This is a genomic window from Microvirgula curvata, assembly GCF_054781615.1.
Genome location: NZ_BAAGUB010000003.1, coordinates 140,488 through 156,891 on the forward strand (window position 1 = coordinate 140,488; position 16,404 = coordinate 156,891).

Annotated in this window: 14 protein-coding genes; 7 read left to right on the forward strand and 7 right to left on the reverse strand. The window is 65.9% G+C overall.

What is annotated here, in order from left to right; genetic code table 11:
• Positions 1-18: 18 nt before the first annotated feature.
• Positions 19-1,815 carry an excinuclease ABC subunit UvrC gene (gene uvrC, locus ACYVG8_RS00915; protein WP_028497710.1) on the reverse strand — a complete coding sequence of 599 codons (1,797 nt, stop codon included), beginning with the start codon at positions 1,813-1,815 and terminating at the stop codon, positions 19-21.
• 114 nt (positions 1,816-1,929) lie between these two features.
• On the opposite strand from uvrC, the gene guaB reads away from it, so the two are divergent.
• A complete protein-coding gene (gene guaB, locus ACYVG8_RS00920; RefSeq protein ID WP_028497709.1) occupies positions 1,930-3,390 on the forward strand; it encodes an IMP dehydrogenase in 1,461 nt (486 codons plus the stop codon).
• Between the two features lie 91 nt (positions 3,391-3,481).
• Here guaB and astE read toward each other — a convergent pair whose 3' ends face one another.
• The 3 genes from astE to ACYVG8_RS00935 all read right to left on the reverse strand — a co-directional run bounded on the left by astE (position 3,482) and on the right by ACYVG8_RS00935 (position 6,748).
• Positions 3,482-4,486, reverse strand: coding sequence for a succinylglutamate desuccinylase (gene astE, locus ACYVG8_RS00925; protein ID WP_028497708.1), 1,005 nt, complete (start codon positions 4,484-4,486; stop codon positions 3,482-3,484).
• Between the two features lie 123 nt (positions 4,487-4,609).
• The gene (locus ACYVG8_RS00930; protein WP_051528595.1) at positions 4,610-5,488 is read right to left on the reverse strand and encodes a beta/alpha barrel domain-containing protein; all 879 of its coding nucleotides are present in this window, start codon (positions 5,486-5,488) and stop codon (positions 4,610-4,612) included.
• 132 nt (positions 5,489-5,620) lie between these two features.
• Positions 5,621-6,748 carry an NAD(P)/FAD-dependent oxidoreductase gene (locus tag ACYVG8_RS00935; RefSeq protein ID WP_036385023.1) on the reverse strand — a complete coding sequence of 376 codons (1,128 nt, stop codon included), beginning with the start codon at positions 6,746-6,748 and terminating at the stop codon, positions 5,621-5,623.
• Between the two features lie 247 nt (positions 6,749-6,995).
• On the opposite strand from ACYVG8_RS00935, the gene ACYVG8_RS00940 reads away from it, so the two are divergent.
• From ACYVG8_RS00940 to ACYVG8_RS00960, 5 genes are all read left to right on the forward strand, one after another.
• Positions 6,996-7,970 (forward strand): ABC transporter substrate-binding protein, encoded by a 975-nt coding sequence (locus tag ACYVG8_RS00940; RefSeq protein ID WP_107889418.1) that lies wholly within the window; start codon positions 6,996-6,998, stop codon positions 7,968-7,970.
• Positions 7,971-8,080: 110 nt separating this feature from the next.
• The gene (locus ACYVG8_RS00945) at positions 8,081-8,899 is read left to right on the forward strand and encodes an ABC transporter permease (protein WP_028497706.1); all 819 of its coding nucleotides are present in this window, start codon (positions 8,081-8,083) and stop codon (positions 8,897-8,899) included.
• 52 nt (positions 8,900-8,951) lie between these two features.
• Positions 8,952-9,746, forward strand: a complete 795-nt coding sequence (locus ACYVG8_RS00950; protein WP_199489745.1) for an ABC transporter ATP-binding protein — start codon at positions 8,952-8,954, stop codon at positions 9,744-9,746.
• 97 nt (positions 9,747-9,843) lie between these two features.
• Positions 9,844-11,670: a sensor histidine kinase gene (locus ACYVG8_RS00955; RefSeq protein WP_460744909.1), complete on the forward strand. Its 1,827-nt coding sequence runs from the start codon at positions 9,844-9,846 to the stop codon at positions 11,668-11,670.
• On the forward strand, positions 11,667-13,010 hold the full coding sequence (locus ACYVG8_RS00960) for a sigma-54-dependent transcriptional regulator (RefSeq protein ID WP_107889417.1): 1,344 nt from the start codon (positions 11,667-11,669) through the stop codon (positions 13,008-13,010). The genes ACYVG8_RS00955 and ACYVG8_RS00960 overlap by 4 nt, the downstream gene beginning before the upstream one ends.
• Positions 13,011-13,012: 2 nt before the next feature.
• Here ACYVG8_RS00960 and ACYVG8_RS00965 read toward each other — a convergent pair whose 3' ends face one another.
• The 3 genes from ACYVG8_RS00965 to ACYVG8_RS00975 all read right to left on the reverse strand — a co-directional run bounded on the left by ACYVG8_RS00965 (position 13,013) and on the right by ACYVG8_RS00975 (position 15,487).
• A complete protein-coding gene (locus ACYVG8_RS00965) occupies positions 13,013-14,308 on the reverse strand; it encodes an EAL domain-containing response regulator (RefSeq protein ID WP_112692145.1) in 1,296 nt (431 codons plus the stop codon).
• A 170-nt stretch (positions 14,309-14,478) separates the two neighbouring features.
• Positions 14,479-15,123 (reverse strand): response regulator, encoded by a 645-nt coding sequence (locus ACYVG8_RS00970; RefSeq protein WP_460744910.1) that lies wholly within the window; start codon positions 15,121-15,123, stop codon positions 14,479-14,481.
• Between the two features lie 43 nt (positions 15,124-15,166).
• The gene (locus ACYVG8_RS00975) at positions 15,167-15,487 is read right to left on the reverse strand and encodes a helix-turn-helix domain-containing protein (protein WP_107889414.1); all 321 of its coding nucleotides are present in this window, start codon (positions 15,485-15,487) and stop codon (positions 15,167-15,169) included.
• A gap of 199 nt (positions 15,488-15,686) precedes the next feature.
• On the opposite strand from ACYVG8_RS00975, the gene ACYVG8_RS00980 reads away from it, so the two are divergent.
• A complete protein-coding gene (locus tag ACYVG8_RS00980) occupies positions 15,687-16,304 on the forward strand; it encodes a helix-turn-helix domain-containing protein (protein WP_028497701.1) in 618 nt (205 codons plus the stop codon).
• Positions 16,305-16,404: the final 100 nt, after the last annotated feature.

Here is a 16,404-nt window from a genome sequence, read left to right on the forward strand (position 1 = left end):
GGTTGTCTTCCGCACGGCTCAATGCAGCGCGGCATGTATTTTTTCCGCCAGCACGCGGTTGATGCCTTCCACCTGGGCGATATCGTCCACGCTCGCCGCCGCCAGCCCCTTCAGGCCGCCGAACCGGGTCAGCAGCCGCTGCCTGCGCTTGGGACCCACGCCGGCAATCTGTTCGAGCGAAGAAACGGTGCGCGCCTTGGCCCGGCGCGCGCGGTGGCCGGTGATGGCGAAGCGGTGCGCTTCGTCTCTTACCGTCTGGATCAGGTGCAGTGCTGGATGGTCTTTCGGCAATTGTATCGCCTTTTGCTCGCGAACCAGTATCAGGGTCTCCAGACCGGGCTTGCGCGCCTCGCCCTTGGCCACGCCGACAATGGGCAGATCGTTCAGGCCCAGCTCGTTGAGCACCTCCAGCGCCACCCCGACCTGGCCCTTGCCGCCGTCGATCAGCAGCACGTCGGGCAGCTTGCCCTCGCCGGCGGCCAGCCGCGCATAGCGCCGGTTCAGCGCATCGCGCATCGCCGCATAGTCATCGCCCGGCGTGATGCCGCTGATGTTGAAATGGCGGTACTCGCCCGGCTGCATCGCGCCCTTGTCATAGACCACGCAGCTGGCCACGGTCGCCTCGCCCATGGTGTGACTGATGTCGAAGCACTCCAGCCGCTCGACATTCTCGTAGCCCAGCGCCTCGCCCAGCGCGGCCAGCCGCGCCTCCTGGGTCGCCTGGCCGGACAGTCGCTGCTCGATCGACAGCCGGGCATTCTTCTCGGCCATATCGAGCCAGACCCGGCGTTCGCCATTCGGGTTCGACACGATGGCCACCCGGTGGCCGGCCAGGCTGGCCAGCGCTTCGGTAACGACGCCGTCGACCGGCTGGTTCACATAGATGACGCCGGGCGCCGGCTGGCGGCCGTAATGCTGCAGCAGGAAAGCCTCGACAATGCCGCGCTCGTCCATCTCGTCGGCGTTGTCGGGGAAAAAGCGCTTGTCCCCCAGATGACGCCCGCCGCGGATCATGACCAGGTTCACGCACGGCATGCCCTGCCACACCACACAGGCAGCGACATCGCAGTCGATCTCGCTCGAATTGCTGCTGACGTACTGGCGCTCCTGCACCCGGGCCAGCGCCTGGATCTGGTCGCGCAGCTCGGCCGCCTTCTCGAACGCCAGCTCGGCACTGGCCGCCACCATGTCCGCCGTCAGCTCGTCGATCAGTTCGCTTTGCCGGCCGGACAGGAAGTCGGACGCGCGGCGCACGTCGGCACGGTAGTCGTCGTCAGAGATCCGCCCGACACAGGGCGCGGTGCAGCGCTTGATCTGGTACAGCAGACAGGGCCGCGAGCGGTTGGCGAACACCGCATCCTCACAGGTTCGCAACTTGAAGACCCGCTGCAGCACATGAATGGCCTCGCGCACCGCCAGGCCATTCGGGTACGGGCCAAAATACTGGTGCTGCCGGTCCAGCGCACCGCGGTAATAGGCCAGTTGCGGATAGGCATGACCGGACAGCATCAGGTACGGATAGGACTTGTCGTCGCGGAACAGGATGTTGTACTTCGGCGTCAGCGACTTGATCAGGTTGTTTTCCAGCACCAGCGCCTCGGCCTCGGAACGGGCCACGGTGGTCTCGATCGACGCGATCTGGCGCACCATCAGCCGGATGCGCGGGCTGAGGTCGGACTTCTGGAAATACTGGCTGACGCGACGCTTCAGGTCGACGGCCTTGCCGACATAAAGCACCTGCGCATCCGCGTCCAGCATGCGGTAAACCCCCGGCAGGTTCGGCAGGGTGGCGAGTACGGGTTTCGGATCGAACATCGGAAAGCAGACAGTAACAATTTGGTGAATCGGGGTTACAACGCGGCAGTCGCCAGATTTTGCCCAACGAATAGCACGCCCGGTATAATGTTTTTTTGCCGCAAAGGAAACACGATGCGCATCGTCCAGAAAGCGTATACGTTCGACGACGTTCTGCTGGTTCCCGCCCACTCCTCCGTTCTTCCGCGTGACGTCAGTCTCGCCACCCAGTTCACCCGCAACATCCGGCTGAATCTTCCGCTCGTGTCCGCCGCCATGGACACCGTGACCGAAGCCCGCCTCGCCATTGCCCTGGCGCAGGAAGGCGGTCTCGGCATCGTGCACAAGAACATGTCGGCACAGAAGCAGGCGGCCGAGGTCGGCAAGGTCAAGCGTCACGAGTCCGGTGTGGTCAAGGACCCGATCATCATCCGTCCGGACATGCTGGTCCGCGACGTCATCAAGCTGTCCCGCGAACACAAGATCTCCGGCCTGCCGGTGATCGAGAACGGCACCGTGGTCGGCATCGTCACCAACCGCGACATCCGTTTCGAGAACCGTCTCGACACGCCGGTTCGTGACATCATGACCCCTCGCGACCGTTTGGTCACGGTCCGTGAAGGCGCCTCGCTTGAAGACGCGCGCGAACTGATGCACGCCCACAAGCTGGAACGCGTGCTGGTCGTCAACGACGCGTTCGAACTGAAGGGCCTGATCACGGTCAAGGACATCATCAAGACCAGCGAAAAACCGCTGGCCTGCAAGGATGACCAGGGCCGTCTGCGCGTCGGCGCCGCTGTCGGCGTGGGTGAAGGCACCGAAGAACGCGTGACGCTGCTGGTCGAAGCCGGCGTCGACGTCGTCGTGGTCGACACCGCCCACGGCCACAGCCAGGGCGTGATCGATCGCGTGCGCTGGGTCAAGCAGAACTTCCCGCACGTCGAAGTCATCGGCGGCAACATCGCCACCGCCTCGGCTGCGCGCGCACTGGCAGACGCCGGCGCCGACGCGGTCAAGGTCGGCATCGGCCCGGGCTCGATCTGCACCACGCGTATCGTCGCCGGTGTCGGCGTGCCGCAGCTGACTGCCGTGTCTAACGTCTGCAAGGAACTCGCCGGCTCCGGCATTCCGCTGATCGCCGACGGCGGCATCCGCTTCTCCGGCGACATCAGCAAGGCCATCGCCGCCGGTGCGAACACCGTCATGCTCGGCGGCCTGCTGGCCGGTACCGAGGAAGCCCCGGGTGAAATCGAACTGTTCCAGGGCCGCTCGTTCAAGAGCTACCGTGGCATGGGTTCGCTCGGAGCCATGCAGCAGGGTTCCAGCGACCGCTACTTCCAGGACAACGAGGCGAATGCCGACAAGCTGGTTCCGGAAGGCATCGAAGGTCGCGTGCCGTACAAGGGTTCGGTCATTGCCGTCATCCATCAGCTGATGGGCGGTCTGCGCTCGTCGATGGGCTATTGTGGCTGCGGGTCGATCGACGACATGCGTACCCGTGCCGAGTTCGTCGAGATCACCTCGGCCGGCATGCGTGAAAGCCACGTCCACGACGTGACCATCACCAAGGAAGCACCCAACTACCACGTGGATTGATGCAGGCGACCGTTTGCCATGGCAAACGGCCGGTGCCCGCCACGCAAAAGGAGCTGCAGCTGCAGCTCCTTTTTCTTTGGCACAGACCGACTCAGTCCAGCGTTACCGGCTCGACAACGATACCGGCGCGCAGCCCGGGCCTGACAGTCGGGTTCGGGAACAGGATGCGCTCGCCGCCGCCTTCGGCGATCCAGCGTTCCTCGCCGTCCTCGGCAATGACAAAGCCCGCCGCCAGCGGGGTGAAATTTTCCACCGAGTCGGCCAGGTTCAACCGGAACGCTTCGCTGCGCTTGACCAGATCGTACCTGGCGCGGAACAGCGGCAGTGCCGGATCGAAATCGGCCTTGCCATCGTCGGCCCCTCCGAGCAGCGCCCGCAGCGCGCGGTCAATGCCGGCAAAACGCGAGAGGTCGTTGTGGCCGAACGGTCGCGCCTTGCCCAGCTCCAGCGTATAGGCATCCACACCGAGCCGATGGCTGGTGAAGTAGCTGAATGTCGCCGCCGGCGCACTGTGCAGCAGCACGGCTTCGATACCGGCCTGGCCGAGCCAGCCGAGCCGGGCACGCGCGGTCGGGCGCTCGTGCAGATACGGCTGAATGGCGAATTTCTCGAATAGCGAGCCGCGAATCGCCGTATGCAGATCCAGATGCAGCCGCGCGCCATGGCTGGATGAGAAAAAGGTGGTCGCGGTCTGTTCCAGCCGCCGCGCATGCGCAGCCTCGCGCATGTCGGGCTGGGCAGCATGCCGGCCATCGAACAGCCGGTTCAGGTCGTAGTCCAGATAGCGCTCGCCGCTGCGCAGCGCATCGGGGTTGCCGAGCTGCACCCGCGTGCGTCGCGCCAGCGTCAGCCGGCCATGCAGCAGGTCATCGATGATGGCCATCACCACCTCGACCGGTGCCGTTTCATTGCCGTGGATGCCGACCGTCAGCAGTACGTCGGTATTCGATGCGCCGGCCTGCGCCGGCAGCAGGTCGAACACGCCATCGGTCACCATCCGCAGGCTGCCGCCTGCGGCCAGGGCGAGATCGGGTACGGCACGGCCGGCCAGGGCGTCATCGAGCAGGCGGGCGGCGGTATAGTCGGGGGTCTGCATGGCGGCTCTCGGAACGGAAGTCGACCGATTGTAGGCATGGATTGCCGTCGTGACGATGCCGTGACGCGGTTTTGACCGCCCATGGCGGAAATCGCCCGCTCCCCGGCATCGCCGACAGCGGTGCTAGAGGCCGACCGAACGCAACGCCTGCGCCACATGCGAGCGGGTCGGCAGGCCGGTGATGCCGGCCAGCAGCCGGCCGGTTTCCGCCAGCCGGCCCAGATCCACCCCGGTCCTGACCTCCAGCCCGTCGAGCAGATAGACCACATCCTCGCTGGCCAGCGTGCCGGCGCAGCCAGGCAGCCACGGATTCGGCAGCACGCCGCCAGTCGCCGTCTCCACCGTCGTCACCCCGCACTGCAGGCTGGCGAGCAGATTGGCGATGCCCAGCCCGTAACTGTCCATCCAGCGCACGGCCAGTTTCTTTACCGGTACCCGCCGGTCCACGGCCTCGAACACCCGGCGGACCCGGTCCGGCGTCAGGTGACCGGTCAGATCGGACAGCACCACGCTGTCGCAGCCCATCGCATACAGCTCGCCGGCCACTGCCGCTACCGCCAGTGGCGACAGATCGCCCTCGTACGGGCAGCCGAACGCGCCGGCCACGCGGCCGCGCACCTTGAAGCCGGCCTGATTGATGGTGTCGATCGTGCCTGCCAGATGGTCGAGCACGGCAGCCAGGCTGCCGTCCAGATGCCGGCGCGAGAACGTCTCGCTGGCGGTCGCCCGGACCATCAGTTCGCCGGGCCAGTTGGCCGGCAGACGCGGCATGGCCGTCAGCGGGCCACCGCCTTCCGCCAGATAGCGCACGCCCTTGCGTGGCGGCAGCTCGCCCAGCAGCCCGGATTCGGCATCCAGAGCCCCCACGGCCAGCGTCGGCATGCCGGCATCGGTCAGCCGGATGGCGATATCGAGCTGGTGTGGCCGCAGTGCCACCCACGAAGGCAGCACCTCGCTCAGCACCAGATCGACGATATGGACCTGTTTCGGTAGTGTCTGCATGACTCCCTCCGCCCTCGCCGTCCCGAGGGGACCTCGGAAACCCCCGGCATCGCGTGATGACGGCGGCCCACCGGCGGGCTCAGCCCTTCTCTATGTAGCGCCTGAGCCGGGGATTGCCAGTCCGATCCGCAATCAGTCGATATCGAGCGCAACCGGGCGATGCCCGTCCAGCCGGTCCCCCACCTCGCGCGCAATGGCCAGACAGGCCGTCAGGCCGGGCGATTCGATACCGAACAGATTGACCAGCCCGTCCAGCCCGTGGACTTCCGGCCCCTCGATGCAGAAATCGCCGCTCCGGCCATCGAGCTTCGGCCGCACACCGGCATAGGCCGGCATCAGTGCCGTCTCCGGCAGAGCCGGCCACCAGCGGCGGATCGCTTCGGCAAAGGCACCGGCCCGGCCCGGGTCCACCTGGTAATCGGGCTGTTCGACCCACTCGACATCCGGGCCGAAACGCGCCTGCCCGCCCAGATCCAGGGTCAGGTGCACGCCAAGCCCGCCCGGCTCGGGCAGCGGATAGATCAGCCGCTCGAACGGCACCCGCCCGGCGACGGAAAAATAGTTGCCCTTCGCATAGCGGGCACGCGGCACATCGGGCAGGCCCTCGATCATCGCCGCCAGGCCGGCCGCATCCAGCCCGGCCGCATTGACCAGTTGCCGGGTCGCCAGCAGCGACACATTGTCACTGCCTTCCTCCCCGATCTCCAGCCGCAGCACGCCACCGTCGCAGTCGATGCGCCGCACCGGGCTGTGCAGCACCAGCACCGCGCCGGCCGCTTCGGCATCGGCCAGCAGCGACCACATCAGCGCATGGCTGTCGATGATGCCGGTGGACGGCGACGACAGCGCGCCCCGGCAGCGCAGCGACGGTTCCAGCCGGGCCACGCCATCCGCATCCAGCAGGACCAGATCGTCGACGCCACTGGCACGGGCACGCATGGCCATCGACTCCAGCAGCGGCAGCTGGGCATCCTCGGTGGCGATCACGAGTTTGCCCAGCCGGCGGAACGGCACGCCACGTGCCGCGCAATAGCCATAGAGCAGCTCGCGTCCCTCGACGCACAGCCGCGCCTTCCACGAGCCGATCGGGTAATAGATGCCCGCGTGCACAACCTCGCTGCTGCGTGCGCTGATGCCCTGCCCGATCGCTCCGGCCTGCTCCAGCAGCCATACCTCACGCCCGCGCTGTGCCAGCTCGCGGGCCACCGCCAGACCGATGACGCCTGCCCCGATCACGACGGTATCGACGATTTCCTGCATGTCGATCCTTTCATTCCATAGCACGTTTTCGCACGTCAGCGGGCGGAAATCCATCCCGTTTTCCAGCCCGGTGTGCGAATCCCCGCACACACCCCGACAGGAAAATACACCAACACAATGATTTCAATCATGTTTTCTTAAAACCGGAGCTGGCATGCCGTTTGCGTTAACGGAAAGCATGGACGACACGTTCCATACACGCACCGCCCGGACACGGCGGTGACGAACGAGAACATGAGGAGACACCATGACCCCCCAACGCTATCTGCTGGCCGGCGCACTGACGCTTGCCGCCCTGTCCGCCTCCGCCGCCGACCTGGTCCGCCTCGGCAACCTGAAGTTCGCCCACTACGGTGCGGTGTCCTACATGAAGGAACTGGCACCGAAGTACAACCTGAAAATCGACGAGCGCGTGTTTGCCAAGGGCATCGACATCATTCCTGCCATCGTGGCCGGGGAAATCGACATCGCGGCCAGCGCGGCTGATGGCGCCATCGCCGGCCGTGCGGCCGGCGCACCGATCTACGTAGTCGCCGGTTTCTCGAAGGGCGGCGTGCGCTTCGTGTCGCGCAAGGGCGCCGGCATCCAGACACTGGCGGACCTGAAAGGCAAGAAGGTCGGCGTGGCGCGTGGCGGCACCCAGGAAATGCTGCTGCTGGCCGAACTGGCCAAAGCCGGCCTGAGCTGGTCGGACAAACCGGGCAAGGATGTGCTGGTGCTGTACATGCCGTATGCCGACCTGAACCAGGCGATGCTGGCCGGCAGCATCGATGCGATGAGCCAGTCCGAACCGCAGGCGGCGCAGGCCATCAACAAGGGCTTCGGCGTCGAGCTGCTGAAGCCGTATGACACGCCGATCGGCGAGCCGGTGCGCACGCTGGTCATGACCGAAAAAATGTACAAGGAAAAGCCGGACGTGGCGCTGCGGGTCATGAAGCTGTTCGTCGAGGCCACCAGAACCTTTATCGACAAGCCGCAACTGGCCGAACAGTACGTGCGCCAGACCATGTTCAAGAACCAGATCAGCGCGGAGGACTACAAGGACGCCATGGGCAATGCCCGCTTCAGCTACAGCACCTCGGTCAAGGAGATCCAGACCAATACCGACATGATGAAGCGCTATGGCGTCGGCAAGATGGCCCAGCCGCCGAAAGCCGCTGACTGGGTGAAGCTCGATCTGCTGCAAAAGGCGGAAGGCGCGCTGAAGACCGGTTCGAACTGAGCCTGCGGGTGCACCGGCGGCCAGGATGGCGCCGGTGCCGGCCTGACTGATTGCGAACAAAGGCGCGTGTCCCGGCTACGCCGGGAGGCCGCCCGTTGCTGGAGCATGAGATGAAACCCAGATTCAACCGGACCGTTCAGGGTCTGCTTGTCCCGATTGTGCTGCTGGTGCTGTGGGAGGCCGTCGTCCGCGCCGGACTGGTCAACCCGCACCTGCTGCCCGCCCCGTCGCAGGTCGCCGTCAAATGGTGGGAATACCTGCTGCCGACCCAGCCGTTCGAGCCCGAAGCCGGCTCGCGACTGGCATGGTGGTTTTCCGGCGACCTGATCCACGATGCGTTTGCCAGCCTGTACCGGGTACTGATCGGCTTTCTGGTCGGCGCCGGCCTGGCCTTGCCGCTGGGCCTGCTGATGGGCGCCAACGACCGTGTCTATCACTTCTTCAACCCGCTGGTTCAGTTGCTGCGCCCGATCCCGCCGATTGCCTTCATTCCGCTGTCCATTCTCTGGTTCGGCCTCGGCAATCCGCCGGCGTTCTTCCTGATCGCCATCGGCGCGTTCTTCCCGGTGCTGATCAACACGCTGTCCGGGGTGCGCAACGTCGACAGCATCTACCTGCGCGCGGCACGCAACCTCGGCGTCGGCCGCATGACGCTGTTTACCCGGGTCATTCTGCCGGCCGCCACGCCATACATCCTGACCGGCGCGCGCATCGGCATCGGTACCGCCTTCATTGTCGTCATCGTCGCCGAGATGATTGCGGTCAACGACGGCCTCGGCTACCGCATTCTGGAAGCGCGCGAGTACATGTGGTCGGACAAGATCATTGCCGGCATGTTGTCGATCGGCGTGCTCGGACTGGCCATCGACCTCGGCATGACCCGGCTGAACAACCATCTGCTGCGCTGGCATCGCGGGCTGGAAAGCTGACGGCGCGCACCATGCCCGTCATCCCGTCCCCTGCCGCCCCGAAGGAATTTCCATGTCCGACCTGATCCATATCCGCAATGTCGACAAGCGCTTCGCCACTGCCGACAAGGAAGTCGTCGCGCTCGACGACATCAACCTCACCATTCCCGCCGGCCAGTTCGTCTGCCTGCTCGGCCCCTCCGGCTGCGGCAAGTCCACCCTGCTGAACGCCATTGCCGGTTTCTCGCTGCCGAGCAGCGGCGACATCCTGGTCGACGGCCAGCCGGTGCGCGAGCCCGGGCCGGACCGGGGCATGGTGTTCCAGGAGTACGCGCTGTTCCCGTGGATGACCGTCGAGCAGAACATCCGCTTCGGCCTGGAAATCAAGCGGCTCGGCCAGCGCGAAATGGCCGAGAAGGTCGACGCGCTGCTGGCAATGCTGAGCCTGTCAGACTTCCGCCACCGCTTCCCGAAAGACCTGTCCGGCGGCATGCGCCAGCGCGTCGCCATTGCCCGCGTGCTGGCGCTGGACTCGCCGATCATGCTGATGGACGAGCCCTTCGGCGCACTCGACGCCCTGACCCGGCGCAATCTGCAGGACGAGTTGCTGAAGCTGTGGGCGGAGCTGAAAAAGACCATAATCTTCGTCACCCACAGTATCGAGGAGTCGATCTACCTGGCCGACCGTACCATCGTGCTGACCTACCGGCCCGGCCGGATCAAGCGCGACGTGCAGATCGACATGGAACGACCGCGCGACCCGAGCGCGCCCGGCTTCAATGCGCTGAAGCGGGAACTGGCCGAGCTGGTCATGGAAGAGCAGCGTCGCCACCACAACGACGAAATCCACGCCGTCACCAGCGACTGAGACAGCCGACGCCATTGCATGGTATCTAAACGGGACAGCGGGGCGCGCCATGCGCGGGCCCTGCCGTCCCGGCCATCCCGTTTTACGCAGGTTTCCCATGCCGTCTTCCTTCCGCTTTCGCCTGCGCGGCACGCGCTGGCTGGCCGCTGCCGCCATCTGCTGCGCCAGCCTGGTCGCAGCGGTGGTCTATCACGTGGTCTACGCACACGGTCTGGACACGCTGACCCAGCTTGGCCGTCACCGGGCCGAACTGTTCAGTGCCGGGCTGAGAAGCAGCATCGCCCGCTACGACTACCTGCCGACCCTGCTCGCCCTGAACCCGGAAGTGGCGCGCCTGCTGCGCGAACCGCATGATCCGGCCCAGGTCGACCGGCTGAACCGTTATCTGGCACGCATCAATGCCGAGGCCCAGTCGTCGGCGCTGTACGTGATTGCCGCCAACGGCACCACGCTGGCCGCCAGCAACTGGAACCAGCCCAGCAGCTATGTCGGCAGCAACTATGCATTCCGGCCATACTTCCGCGACGCGCTGGCCGGCGGGACCGGCCACTTCTATGCCGTAGGCGCCACCACGCGCGAGCCCGGCTATTTTCTGGCCAAGCCGGTGCGCGACGCCGGCCGCCTGGTCGGTGTGGTCGCGGTCAAGATCGATCTGGCGGCGCTGGAGCGCACCTGGCGGCAGAGCGCCGAAAAGGTCATGGTGTCCGACGACAACGGCATCATCGCGCTGGCAGCCGATCCGGCCTGGAAATTCGCCGCGCTGGACGAACTGGATGCGCGCCAGCGCGCCCGGCTGACCAGCACGCGCCAGTATTACACCTCGCCGCTGCCGCGACTGTCGGTGGTCTGGCACGACGACGATCAACTGGCGCTGGATGGTCACCGCTATCTGGTCAATACCACACCGCTGCCGATACTCGACTGGCGCATGCGCATCCTGCTCGACCTGCAGCCGCTGAAGACCACTGCCGGGCTGGCCGGGCTGGCCAGCGCGCTCGCCTGCTGGGTAGTGATGCTGCTGGTACTCTACGCGCGCCAGCGCACGCGCCGGTTGCGCGAGCGGCTGGCTGCGCGCGATGCGCTGGAACGTACCGTGGCCGAGCGAACCGCCGAGCTGGCCGAGGCCAATGCCCAGCTGACACGCGAGATTGCCGAACGCCGCGACACCGAAGCCAGGCTGCGGGTGACCCAGCACGATCTGGTGCAGACCAGCCGGCTGGCGGCCCTCGGCCAGATGGCTGCCGGGCTGGCCCACGAACTGAACCAGCCACTGGCCGCCCTCGCCACCTATGCCGGCAATACCCGCCAGTTGCTGGCGCGCGGTCAGCGCGATCTGGCCGAAGACAATCTCGACCAGATCGCGGCGCTGGTCGAACGCATGGCCCGGCTGACCTCGCAACTGAAGCTGTATGCGTCACGGCGGCGGGCCGAAGGCAGCGGTGCCGGGACAGCCCGGCCCGACCAGGCGCTGGACCATGTCCGGCACTGGATGGACGCCCGTTTCGCCCGCGCCGGTGCCACACTGATCACGGCGATGCCGCCGCATGCCCCGTTGCTGCCGCTGGAACCCGCCGCTCTCGAGCAGGTGCTGCAGAACCTGCTCGCCAATGCGCTGGACGCCATGCCGCCCGATGCATTGCGCCGCGAAGTCCGGGTCAGCGCCGGCGAGGACGACAGCGGCCGGCGCTGGCTGGAAGTGCAGGACAGCGGCACCGGCATCGCCAGCGAGCTGATCGACCGCATCACCGAACCGTTCTTTTCCACCAAGCCGCTTGGCCAGGGTCTCGGGCTTGGCCTCGCCATCGTGCGCGGGCTGATCGAGGACAGTGGCGGGCGGCTCGGCATCGCCAATGCCGATGACGGCGGCGCCAGCATCATGGCAGTCTGGCCGCCCTCGGCTGCCCCGACAGGAGAACCGGCATGAATGCCACCGCGTCCCCCGACATCCACGTTGTCTACGTCGAAGACGATGCCGCCGTGCGTCGCGCCAGCACCCAGGCTTTTGTGCTGGCCGATCTGCAGGTCCGCGACCTGCCGCGCGCCGAGCCGGCACTGCCACTGCTGACGCCCGACGCCCCGTGCATACTGGTCAGTGACGTGCGCCTGCCCGGCATGAGCGGGCTGGAACTGCTGGAGCGGGTGCGCCAGCAGGCGCCGGACCTGCCGGTGATCCTGGTGACCGGACACGGCGATGTCGGCATGGCGGTCAATGCGATGCGCGCCGGCGCCTATGACTTTATCGAGAAACCCTATTCGCCGGAACGACTGCTCGATGTCGTTCATCGCGCGATCGACCAGCGCCGGCTGACGCTGGAAAACCGGCGCCTGCGCGAGCGGCTGGCGACGCTGGAAGGCATGGATGCGGTCCTGCTCGGCCACAGCCCGGCCATTGAGCGGGTCCGCCACATCGTCGCCAACCTGGCCGACACCGATGCCGATGTGCTGATCCTCGGCGAAACCGGCACCGGCAAGGAACTGGTCGCGCAAAGCCTGCATGACGGCGGTCGCTGGCGTGCCGGCAACTTTGTTGCCATCAACTGCGCGGCGCTGCCGGAAAGCGTGTTCGAGAGCGAGATGTTCGGCGCCGAGCCCGGCGCCTACACCGGCGCCACCCGACGCCGGATCGGCAAGATCGAACACGCCCACCGCGGCACGCTGTTTCTTGACGAGATTGAGGGCATGCCATTGCCGTTGCAGGCCAAATTGCTGCGGGTTCTGCAGCAGCGCTCGGTGGAACGGCTTGGCGCCAACGAGGCCGTGCCGGTCCAGTGCCGGGTGGTGGCCGCCAGCAAGGAAGACCTGGCCGATGCCAGCCGCGACGGCCGCTTCCGCGCCGACCTGTACTACCGGCTGAATGTCGCCACGCTGACCCTGCCGCCACTGCGCGAACGACGCGAGGACATTCCGCTGCTGTTCACCCACTTTCTGCATCAGGCCGCGCGCCGCTTCGAGCGACCGGCACCGGAGCTGTCGCCGGCGCTCAGCGACCGGCTGACGGCCCAGCACTGGCCGGGCAATGTCCGCGAGCTCAAGCATGCAGCCGAGCGCCATGTGCTGGGATTGTGGGAAACCGACCTGCCAGCCGGCGATGACACGCTGTCGTTGCCCTTGCGGGTCGAACGCTTCGAGAGCGCGCTGATCGAGTCGGCGCTGGCCGCCAGTCGCGGTGGCGTCACCGAAGCGGCGGCCGCGCTCGGCATCGCCCGCAAGACGCTGTATGACAAGCTGGCCCGCAACGGCATCGATCCGGCCCGCTTCCGCTGAGCTCAGCACGCACCGGCACGGGTCTGCCGGCAGCGCAGCCAGTCGATAAAGTCGGTTTCGCACATGGCCGGCGCGATGAAATGCCCCTGGACCTCGTCACAGCCCAGCGAACGCACCAGCTGGTAGTCCTCGTCGCGCTCGATGCCCTCGGCCACGGTACGCAGACCGATCCGGTGCGCCAGTTGCTGCACGGCGGTCAGCACCTGGGTCGCCGTCTCGCTGCAGCTGGCGCGGTGGACCAGCGAGCGGTCGATCTTCAATTCATCCAGCGGCAGTTCGGCCAGCAGGTGCAGCGCGTTGTAGCCGGCGCCAAAGTCGTCCAGCGACAGCTGGAAGCCCCGCATGCCAAGGCGGATCAGGTTGTCCAGCGTCGGCCCCATGTGCTGGATGACCGACCATTCGGTCATTTCCAGCACGACACGCTCGGGCTCGATCCGGTACGCGCGGGTCTGGTGCAGGATGCGATCGGCCAGCGCCGGATCCGCCAGCTGCGACCAGCACAGGTTGAAGCTCAGCGTCAGTCCGGCGTCCTGCGATTCCAGCTGGCCCAGCAACTGCAGCGACTGCTCCAGCAGGATGGCACTCATCCGTTCCATCAGGCCATGCAGCTCGATCCCGCTGAGAAAGCAGGCCGTCGGCAGGATGCCCTGCTCGGGGTGGCGCCAGCGCGCCAGCACCTCGAAGCCGAGCGGCCGGCCGGTCAGCGGGTCCGTCTTGGGCTGGTACCACGGCTCGATGGCACGGCTGTCGAGCGCGCGTTCCAGCACGGGGCGGCTGACGAACATGGGTTGTGCTGACGACGGATACGTATTCACCGGCTTGCCTGCCCTCGTACGATCGGTCACCACTTCCTGCAGCAGCCTGTGCAGCTGCTCGGGACGGACCGGTTTGTCCAGCAGCCCTCCGAAAGGGACCTGGTATTGCCGCATCATTTCACGCACGGCCAGCATCAGCCGCGGCGGCAGTGAACAGCTGAGCAGCAGCACCGGCTTGCGCGGCAGCGCGGCCAGCTGCCGGATCAGCTCGACGCCATCCATCTCCGGCAGTTGCAGGTCACAGATCACCACGTCGACGGCCCCGATGCCAAGCCCGTCCTCCGCCAGTCCGTCCAGCCCGCGCAGGATATGGTAGGCATCCCAGCCGCTGCTTGCTGCATAGATCACGCAGGCGCCCAGTGCGCGCAGTGCCTGGCACAGCGCGGTCCGCTGGCTGTCATGCCGCTCGGCGATCAGCACGTTGAGCGGCAGGCACGCCTCGGACAGACAGACCGGCGACGGGGAAAAGGTGTTTCTGGTCATGAGCGGAACCCCGGCAACAAAACGATATGGCGCGTCAACATTGAACACGCCGCAGCAGCTTACCGCCCGGTCCGGAATGACTTGAATCAGCCAAATCCTTTTCTTGGCATCACATAATCCGAGTATATGAAAGCCATCACTTACGTCATCAGAACTTTCTGGTTTTTGTGTCAGCGGGCCCGCTGCATCAGCCCGCTCTGCTCGGCAAATTCGAACAACGCCCGATCGCTGCCCAGCCCCAGCTTGTGAAACGCGGTGACCTTCTGCTGGCTGATGGTCTTGATGCTGCGGTTGCGCAAACCGGCGATCTCGGTCACCGACAGCCCGCGCAGGCACAGCAGCAGCACTTCCCGCTCCCGGCGCGACAGCCGGTCGAGACCGCTTTGCCACCAGGGGGCGCCATCGCCCGATGCCGCGCAGACGGCGCTGCGGACACTTCGGTCGACAAAGGTGCCGCCGGCCGCGACCACGCGCAATGCCAGTGCCAGTTGCCGGCGGGCGATGCATTTAAGCAACAGTCCGTGCACGCCGGTGTCCAGCACCAGCCGCAGCACGGCCGGATTGACCAGCATGGTCAGCACGATGATCTTCAGTGCCGGGTAGCGCCGGCGCAATCCGGCCACCATCGCCACCCCGTCGCCATGATCGCCACCGGGCATCATCAGGTCGGTGACCAGAATGTCCGGCAGTTGCCGTTCCAGCAGCGGCATCAGCGTGGTCGAGCTGTCCGCCTCGCCGCACAGGCTGGCATCGCACATGCCGGTCACCAGGCTGCCGATGCCCATCCGGACCAGTGCATGGTCGTCGGCAATCATGATGCGGATGGCGTGTCCGTGCCGGGACGCCCCGCCCGTTCCGTCACACCCGTCCCTTGTCCATCCCGTCGCCATGATTGCCCTCCCGCAGCGGTGACTGACTGACCGTTCTTGGTCGCAGAACGCGCTTGCCATTAACATCCCAGCGGTCCGGCCACAGCTCGCACAGCGGGATGCCAAGGAAAGCCGCGATGACGATTTCACCGGAGCGTACCGGCCGGCGCAATGCGTTGCGAACGTTGGCGGATGGCAGGTGATGCTCCCGCGCCAGATCCGCCATGCTTTTGCCGCGTTTCCTGATGGCCGCCTTGACGTCTTCCGGGTGCCAGTACCGGGGTGTGTCGTTCGTGTTCAGGTTTGTCATGTGGATTTTCTCAATCCGGCCATTTGCCGTATAAGTTAGCGTTCGGGATCAACTGAGAATCCAGTTGACCATATTCGGCCTTCTCTGCATCCAAATTCGCAATATAGCGAATGCAGTGACGGCAGTACATTCGCCAACCCTTCACAGAGGACAAGTGTGCTAACGACGCCACACCCAACCGTTAGCGCCAGACAACCGGATGAACAAAAAACTGAAGAATCCCGAATTTGTGCAACGCGTGAAATGGCTGATCGATACCCGTTACGACGGCATTCCGGCCCGGCTCAGCGACGCCACCGGCGTCTCGAAGGCCGGCCTGTCGAAGATTCTCAATTCGGGAACGCAGCCGTTTTCCCGCACGGTGACCAAACTGGTGGAGGGCACTGGCTGCACGCGCGACTGGCTGCTCGATGGGGATGGCGAGCCGTTCCCGGGTGAGCCCCGCCTGCCGGCCATGGCAATGAGCGATGCTTTGGCGGCGACGCCGGCCGAGTCGTGGCAGCAGCGCTGCTTTATCGAACTCTATGGCCATGTATGCGCGATGTCGGGAGCGCTGCCGGTGGCAATCGAGCCTGAACGTCTTGCCCGGGGCATCGCTGTCGCCACCCGCACGGCGATGCCGGACAGCCAGCTGGAACCCGTCGCACTGGAGACGGCCATTGTCGTGGTTGAAACCAGGCTGGCGCAGCGGGCGTTGCGCCTGACGGCCGAACAGCGGGCGGTGATGGCACTGAGCTGCTACCAGTTGAACGCACTGGCCGGCGGCTCGTCGTTTGACGATATCCTGCGCGTGTTGTTGGAAGACCACGTCCGTTGACGGCGTCCCTGCGTCCGATTGGTTTTTTCACGCCGCATGAGTTAGCGTTCGGGACCGAATGCCGGTGAGTGCGAACACACCACCGGCTCCCCGTCCACCC